Genomic DNA, 7,023 nt, shown 5'->3' with positions numbered 1-7,023 from the left:
CCCGAGCCGCCCCGTGCGCCCGGCGAGGACCGCCGGGCGGGGCTGCGGCCCCAGCCCGAGGACGACGCGTCCATCTATCCGCTCTTCTGACCGCGGTCCCGCGACGGGAGTCCTGTGATGGGGCGGTGCCGGAACGAGGTGTACGGAAAGGGGGAGGGCACCGATGCCGGAACTGATCCTGGGCGTCTCCGCGTACTTCCACGACAGCGCGGCGGCCGTCGTGGCGGACGGCGTCCCGCTGGCCGCGGCCCAGGAGGAGCGCTTCAGCCGCCGCCGTCATGACCCCGGCTTCCCGGCCAGGGCCGTCGACTACTGCCTCGAGGCCGCCGGGGCGAAGCTCGGCGACGTGGCCGCCGTCGCCTACTACGAGGACCCCGCGCTCAAGTTCCGGCGGGCCCTCGCCACCTGGCTGGCCACCGCGCCCCGCGGCTTCCCGGCGTTCCACGACGCCTTCCCGCAGTGGCTGGCCTGGAAGCGGGACGCCACCCGGGAGGTACGGCGGAGCCTGCGGGCGCAGGCGGGCGACGGTGCCCTGCCGCCCGTCGTCACGGGGCGCCACCACGCCTCGCACGCGGCGTCCGCGTTCCACCCCAGCCCGTACGAGTCGGCGGCCGTCCTGTGCGTCGACGGCGTCGGCGAGTGGGCGACGACCAGCATGTGGCACGGCCGGGGCACGCGGCTCACCGCGCTGGGCGAGCTGCGGTTCCCGCACTCGCTCGGCCTGCTCTACTCGGCGTTCACGTACTTCTGCGGCTTCAAGGTCGACTCCGGCGAGTACAAACTCATGGGGCTCGCGCCCTACGGGCGTCCCCGCTACGCCGGGCTCATCCGCGAACGGCTCATCGACATCAAGCCCGACGGCTCGTTCCGTCTGGACCTGCGCCACTTCAGCTACCTGTACGGCCGGGTCATGGTCGGCCGCGGCTTCGAGGAACTGTTCGGCGGGCCGCGCCGGGAGCCGGAAGGCCCGCTCACCGAGCGGGAGTTCGACCTCGCGGCCTCGGTCCAGCAGGTCACCGAGGAGGTGATGCTGCGACTCGCCAGGACGGTGTGCGAGCGCACCGGTGAGCGGCGGCTGTGCCTGGCCGGCGGGGTGGCGCTCAACTGCGTGGCGAACGGGAGGATCGTGGCAGAGGGCGTCTGCGACGAGGTGTGGGTCCAGCCGGCGGCCGGTGACGCGGGCGGCGCCCTGGGCGCGGCCCTGGCGGAGTCCCACCGGCGCGGGGCCCCCCGCCCGCACGTCGGCCGGCGCACCGACGCCATGGCGGGAGCGCTGCTCGGGCCCGCGTACGGCGCCGAGGAGATCGCGGCGTACCTGGAACGCGGCGGCATCCCGCACACCCGCCTGTCCGGGGACCGGCTGGCCCGGCGGGTGGCGGCGGAGCTCGCCGCCGGGCGGATCGTCGGCTGGTTCCAGGGACGCATGGAGTTCGGCCCACGGGCGCTGGGGGCCCGCTCGATCCTCGCCGACCCGCGCGATCCCCGCATGCAGTCCACGCTCAACCGCAGGATCAAGTTCCGGGAGTCCTTCCGCCCCTTCGCCCCCGCGGTGCTCCGGGAGGACGCGGCGCGGTGGTTCGACCTCCGCCAGGAGAGCCCGTACATGCTGCTGACCGCCCAGGTCGCGGCCGAGCAGTGCCGTGAGGGCGACGGCGGCGGTGCGGGCGACGGCCTGACGGGGCTCGACCTGTTGCAAGTCCGGCGGTCCACGATCCCGGCGGTCACCCACGTCGACCGGTCGTCGCGGGTGCAGACGGTGGGCCCGTACGACAACCCGCCCTTTCGCCGGCTGCTCACCGCCTTCCGTGACCTGACCGGCTGCCCGGTGCTGGTGAACACCTCGTTCAACGTCCGGGGCGAACCCATCGTCAACACGCCCGAGGAGGCGTACACGTGCTTCATGCGCACCGGGATCGACCTGCTGGTGCTCGGCGACTTCCTGCTGGAGAAGCAGGCGCAGCCGCCGTGGCGGGAGAAGGAGGGCGACTGGCGTGAGGCGATCCCGATGGACTGACCGGCTGCGCCGGCCGGTGCTCGCCGCTGTGTACTTCCTGGTTCTCACGCCCGTCGGCTGGTGCGTACGACGGGTCCGCGACCCGCTGCGCCGTTCGTGGCGCGCCTCGGCCGTGACGTACTGGGACCGCTCGTGAATATCTGCAGCCGCGAAGAGAGAAAGTAAAGCAAGGCGGATCGAAGGTATCTCGCACCACAGGGCAAGCGGAATTCTTGACGCCGCACGGCCGATCTCGCCGTGCTACTGTCGATGGAAGTTGCAGTTGTGGTTCCCAAAATTCTTGGTGTCTCCATCGGTTTCACACCGTTGGCAGCGCTTTTGTATTTCCGGTTATTTTCCGGGCGGGGCAATCATCGCGGCGACTCGGAGCCGCACGGTGCGGACTCCGGCACTGCCCCGAAGGAGACAAGACATGGCATCTGGCACTGTGAAGTGGTTCAACGCGGAAAAGGGCTTCGGCTTCATCGAGCAGGACGGTGGCGGCGCTGACGTGTTCGCCCACTACTCGAACATCGCCGCCCAGGGCTTCCGCGAGCTGCTCGAAGGCCAGAAGGTGAACTTCGACATCGCGCAGGGCCAGAAGGGCCCGACGGCGGAGAACATCGTTCCCGCCTGACGCACACGCGCGGTACGAGCCGGGGCCCGCACCTTGGGGTGCGGGCCCCGGCTCTTCGCATTCCGGCCGCCCACTCCCCCGCACCTCGTGGTGAAGCGGCTTCCGTATGAGCCTTTGCTCCGGAACCGCGCCCCCGCTCACGGAGTGCGCACCACCGTTCGGCGTACCTCAACCGTTCGTCCACGGCCGGCCGCTATTTCTCTCTTTCTTTCCTCGGACCCGCTCTCGCGATTCCTGGCACCACGGGCGGCCTCTTCACCCACTCCCGCTGAACCGGCTCGTTACCGGCCGGATCGTCCTCCCACTTCCTTTGAGGTCTCATGCGCTGTGTCATCGCCCGCTTCCCGTTCGACCTGACGAAGAGCGGCGTCCTGGAATCGATGAAGGGCGTCAAGCCCGAGCCGGTCACCGGCGAGTCCGTGATCATCGGGCGCCGTCACTACCCCGTCAAGCAGGTGGGCGAGGTCGTCACACGCCAGGACCGCCGCGACTTCAGCGCCGGCGAGGTCGTCCGCGCCATGACGCTCCTCGGTTTCACCTGCCGCGCCGTCCCCGAGATCGCGCCCCCGCGCGCCCTCAGCCCGCTCCAGCAGGCGTCGGCGATGCTCGGCACGCCGATGGCCGTCTGACCGACGGGCGGGTGCAGCGCACCTGAACAGCAGTGAGGGCCCGACCGGCGCGCGCCGGTCGGGCCCTCACTGCTTGTCGCACTCCTGGGCAGGACCGTCCACGCCGCCGGCGCCCGGTAGTCGCGCCTCCGCCCGAACAGGTGGTTTCCGCGGCCGGTGGCTATGAGCGCCGGCGGGACCGGGATGAATCCGTCCGACGGGACTTCACCCCGCCGGGCCTTCGCCTCGCGGACGCAGACAGAGAAGGGGCATGCCGATGCCGCGTCATCGCATCAGTGGTACGAGCGTGTTGGTGCTGGCGGCGGCCATCGCGTTCGGCGGGACGGCCCAGGCGGCCGCCCGGAGCGTGCCGTACCCGTCGCACAAGGTCCTGGCCACGGCCGTCCGCTCCCCGGTCGAGACGGTCACGGAGACCGGCACGGCCAACGGCGAACCGATCATCGCCCGGTGCCCCGCCGGAACGAGGGCGGTGGGCGGCGGCGTACGGACCCACGGGGCCGCTGCCTTCGACAGCTACCCCGCACCGGACGGAACCGGCTGGATCGGGTCGGCCCGCGGCCCCGACCCGAACACACCCGTCACGGTGTACGCCGTGTGCGCCTGAGCCGGCCCGACCGGCGCTCACGCCGTGACGTCCGAACGCGTGCCCGGCGGTGTCAGGGGTACCCGAAAGGGCATGCAGGCACTGTCACAGGATGTGATCGCGTTGGTACGTGAGGACGTTGGCCAGGTCAAGGCCGAGCTGGAAGCCGCCGTCAGCGAGGGTCGGCAGGGGTCGGCCGCGTTGGGTGCGGGCGGAGTGCTGGGCGTGCTGGCGCTGTTGGCGGCCCAGGAGTCGGCGGTGCGTTCACTGGAACGCGTGTGGCCGGCGCAGCGGGTGGCGGGAGCGCTGGCCGCTGCCTACGGCGCCGGCGCGGTGGCGTTCGTGCTGTACGGGCGGGCGAGACTGCGCGAGGCCCGCGCCGCGTCCCAGGAGGCGCTGGCCTGTTCGCTGGACGCGGTGGAGCAGGTGGCGAACGAACTGAGCGGGTGACGCGCACGCCGCAAGCCGCCGTACGGTCACGCCGGTTGACCGCGCGCTGCGGCTTGCGGCTTCCCGCGCATCCCACCGAGGCGGCACGAGTGCGAAAGCAGGGGGCGATGTTCGAAGGTTTCGAATCCCGGCGGGTTCATGTGCGGGACGCGTCCGTCTTCGTACGCCACGGCGGTCAGGGTCCTCCCGTGCTGCTGCTGCACGGCCACCCGAGGACCTCCGCCACTTGGCACCGGGTCGCCCCCCGCCTGGTGGCGCAGGGCTTCACCGTGGTCTGTCCCGACCTGCGGGGGTACGGCCGCTCCCGTGGTCCGGCGCCCACCGCGGACCACCGCGCACACTCCAAACGCGCGGTCGCCGGCGACATGCTGGCCGTGATGCGCTCCCTCGGGCACTCCCGGTTCCTGCTCGCCGGACATGACCGAGGGGGCGCGGTCGCCCTGCGTCTCGCCCTGGACCATCCCGACGCGGTGTCCCGGGTGGCGCTGATCGACTGCCTGCCCATCAGCGAGCACCTGTCGCGCATCACCGACACGTTCGCCACCCAGTGGTGGCACTGGTTCTTCTTCGCCCAGCCGGACATTCCCGAACGGGTCATCAACGCCGACCCGGACAGCTGGTACCGGGGCGATCCCCGCAGCATGGGCCGGGAGAACTACGACGAGTGGCGCGAGGCCACCAGGACCCCCGACGTGGTGCGCGCGATGCTGGAGGACTACCGGGCCGGTCTGACGGTCGACAAGGGGCACGAGGAGGCCGACCGCGCCGCCGGCGTGCGCATCCGGTGTCCCGCGCTGGTCCTCTGGTCGCTGCGGGACGACCTCGAGGACCTCTACGGCGACCCGCTGAAGATCTGGCGGCACTGGGCGCCCGACGTGCGCGGCCACGGCATCGACTCGGGGCACCACGTCGCCGAGGAGGCCCCGGAGGCGTTGGCCGCCTCCCTGGGCGACTTCTTCCTCGGCTGACCTGCCGCGACGCCCTGCCGTCCCGCCGGGCGCTCACGCGCGTCCGACGGGCGTGCCCGCGGCTGGGCGGCCCCGGCCCGGCTCGACGGTGGTGGTAACGCGCACGAGGCAGGGGCGCCGGGGCACCGAGCCGAAGCCGAATCGTACGGGTGGGGCGACGGGAGCGAGCGGGCCGAGCCCGGCGCCCTCGAAGGTGGCCCCGGCCGTGGTCACCGGCAGCAGGTCCTGCGCGCCGTACCACTCGCGACGGCCGCCGCCGGCGCTCCCCCGGGTGCGCACCCCGGGCAACAGCCGCGCCGGGATGTCGACCAGGGCCGCCCAGGACGGGCGAGCGGCGAGCGGGCGGGGCACGGCACGCAGCAGAAGTCCGACGGGACCCCGGCGGCCGACGGTGAAGCGCAGGTCCAGGGGCCCGGCCTCGACGGTCCAGGACGCTCCCCGGACCTCCACCGTCACCGGGACAACGCGTACGGCGTCGAACCCGTAGGTGCCGGCGACGAACGCGGCGACGTGGCGGTCGGGTGCGAGGAGGAGACGTTCGCCGTCCGGCCGTTCGATCATCACGTCGCTGAAGGGGCCGAACGGCGACCGGGGCCAGTGTCCGAGCACCACGCGCGTCCCGGAGGCGGTGCCGATCCCGGCGATCCAGCCGTCGAACCGCAGCCGTGAACCCTTCTCATGACGCCTCACGGGGGCAGGGTCCCCCGCCCGGAACCCCCGCAACCACATGTGACCCGCACGGAGGTGACGCCCGGTGGGCAGAACCCTGCCGGCCGCCGTGGCCCGTCAGGCGGACTCGACGGCCGCCTTGATGCGATGGGCGAAGGCGTCCGCGTCCTTGCGGGCCGCCTTCACCGCCAGGCCCTCGAGGAGCTTCCCGAGGCCGTGGCCCTCCAGGGTGTTGAAGACGGTCAGGCGGGTCCTGCCCCCGGGGAGGGCGACGAGGTCGTACCCGCCCTCGGTCGCCGTGACGAGGTTCTTCGACAGCTCGGTCCAGCGGATCGTGCGGGGTGCCTGGAACTCGCTGATCCGGAACTCCCGTCTGGTGGTCATGCCGGCGTCCTTGACCACGCTCCGGTAGACGGTGCCCACCGAGGTGGGGCCGTCCGTCGTCTTCACGATCTCCCGCACACGCGGGCTGAATTCGGGGTCGTTCCGCCCGTCGGCGAGGAAGGCGAACACCTCCTCGACGGGGCGGTCGATCTCAGCGGTTCCTTCGAACTTCCCGGGCCATGTGCCTACCTCCGCGTCGGTGTCCGTACGGTGTGCCGCACATCGTCCCCCGGATCCGGCGCGCGCGGCGGCGATCACCACCAGTACGTGGGGTATTTCAGCGCCGTACGGCGGATCCGGGAGGCCGCGCACCCGGTCGCCACCAGGAGGACGGTGGCTCCCACCAGCAGGGGGACGAACCGGGCGGGCGCGGGGGTCTGGAGCACGATGACCACGGCGGTCGCGCAGGCGGGCGAGTGCGGGGTGCGCGCGGCGATCATCAGGGCCAGCGTGACACCGGCCGCCACGGCTGCGGCCCACGCGCTGCTGCCCGCCGCGGCCAGGACGCCGTACCCGACGGCGGCGCCGAGCAGGTGGCCGCCGACCACGCTGCGGGGCTGGGCGAGCGGCAGGGCGGGAGCGTTGTGGACCAGGGCCGCGCTGGCGGCCAGGGGCGGTATCAGGACCGGTTCGTGGATCACGGCGCCGATCGCGGCGAGTCCCAGCAGGACCGCCGTCGCGGCGCTGATGCTGTGGAAGGCGGCCGCGGG

General features: G+C 72.6%; 10 protein-coding genes. 7 read left to right on the top strand and 3 right to left on the bottom strand.

The window, feature by feature from the left end:
* Window positions 1–163: 163 nt before the first annotated feature.
* The 7 genes from E2E34_RS28890 to E2E34_RS28865 all read left to right on the top strand — a co-directional run bounded on the left by E2E34_RS28890 (window position 164) and on the right by E2E34_RS28865 (window position 5,260).
* A complete protein-coding gene (locus tag E2E34_RS28890) occupies window positions 164–2,014 on the top strand; it encodes a carbamoyltransferase family protein (protein WP_138904831.1) in 1,851 nt (616 codons plus the stop codon).
* On the top strand, window positions 1,992–2,150 hold the full coding sequence (locus tag E2E34_RS35685) for a hypothetical protein (RefSeq protein ID WP_167518410.1): 159 nt from the start codon (window positions 1,992–1,994) through the stop codon (window positions 2,148–2,150). Before E2E34_RS28890 ends, E2E34_RS35685 begins: the two co-directional genes overlap by 23 nt.
* Before the next feature lie 276 nt (window positions 2,151–2,426).
* The gene (locus E2E34_RS28885) at window positions 2,427–2,630 is read left to right on the top strand and encodes a cold-shock protein (protein WP_028810498.1); all 204 of its coding nucleotides are present in this window, start codon (window positions 2,427–2,429) and stop codon (window positions 2,628–2,630) included.
* Between the two features lie 320 nt (window positions 2,631–2,950).
* Complete coding sequence (locus E2E34_RS28880) at window positions 2,951–3,259, top strand: SCO5918 family protein (protein WP_138904830.1); 309 nt, start codon at window positions 2,951–2,953, stop codon at window positions 3,257–3,259.
* Window positions 3,260–3,515: 256 nt separating this feature from the next.
* Window positions 3,516–3,863 carry a hypothetical protein gene (locus E2E34_RS28875; protein ID WP_138904829.1) on the top strand — a complete coding sequence of 116 codons (348 nt, stop codon included), beginning with the start codon at window positions 3,516–3,518 and terminating at the stop codon, window positions 3,861–3,863.
* A 72-nt stretch (window positions 3,864–3,935) separates the two neighbouring features.
* Window positions 3,936–4,292 (top strand): phage holin family protein, encoded by a 357-nt coding sequence (locus E2E34_RS28870; RefSeq protein ID WP_138904828.1) that lies wholly within the window; start codon window positions 3,936–3,938, stop codon window positions 4,290–4,292.
* A gap of 107 nt (window positions 4,293–4,399) precedes the next feature.
* Window positions 4,400–5,260 (top strand): alpha/beta hydrolase, encoded by an 861-nt coding sequence (locus tag E2E34_RS28865; RefSeq protein WP_138904827.1) that lies wholly within the window; start codon window positions 4,400–4,402, stop codon window positions 5,258–5,260.
* Between the two features lie 33 nt (window positions 5,261–5,293).
* Here E2E34_RS28865 and E2E34_RS28860 read toward each other — a convergent pair whose 3' ends face one another.
* The 3 genes from E2E34_RS28860 to E2E34_RS28850 all read right to left on the bottom strand — a co-directional run.
* Window positions 5,294–5,989 carry a hypothetical protein gene (locus E2E34_RS28860; RefSeq protein ID WP_425573310.1) on the bottom strand — a complete coding sequence of 232 codons (696 nt, stop codon included), beginning with the start codon at window positions 5,987–5,989 and terminating at the stop codon, window positions 5,294–5,296.
* Between the two features lie 57 nt (window positions 5,990–6,046).
* Window positions 6,047–6,574, bottom strand: a complete 528-nt coding sequence (locus E2E34_RS28855; protein ID WP_279637911.1) for an SRPBCC family protein — start codon at window positions 6,572–6,574, stop codon at window positions 6,047–6,049.
* Window positions 6,568–7,023: HPP family protein (locus tag E2E34_RS28850; protein ID WP_341870237.1), on the bottom strand; the 456-nt coding region annotated here is incomplete at its 5' end. The genes E2E34_RS28850 and E2E34_RS28855, both read right to left, overlap by 7 nt.

The organism is Streptomyces albidochromogenes (assembly GCF_005981925.1).
Lineage (GTDB): Bacteria > Actinomycetota > Actinomycetes > Streptomycetales > Streptomycetaceae > Streptomyces > Streptomyces albidochromogenes.
This window is presented reverse-complemented; position numbering and strand designations above follow the sequence as displayed.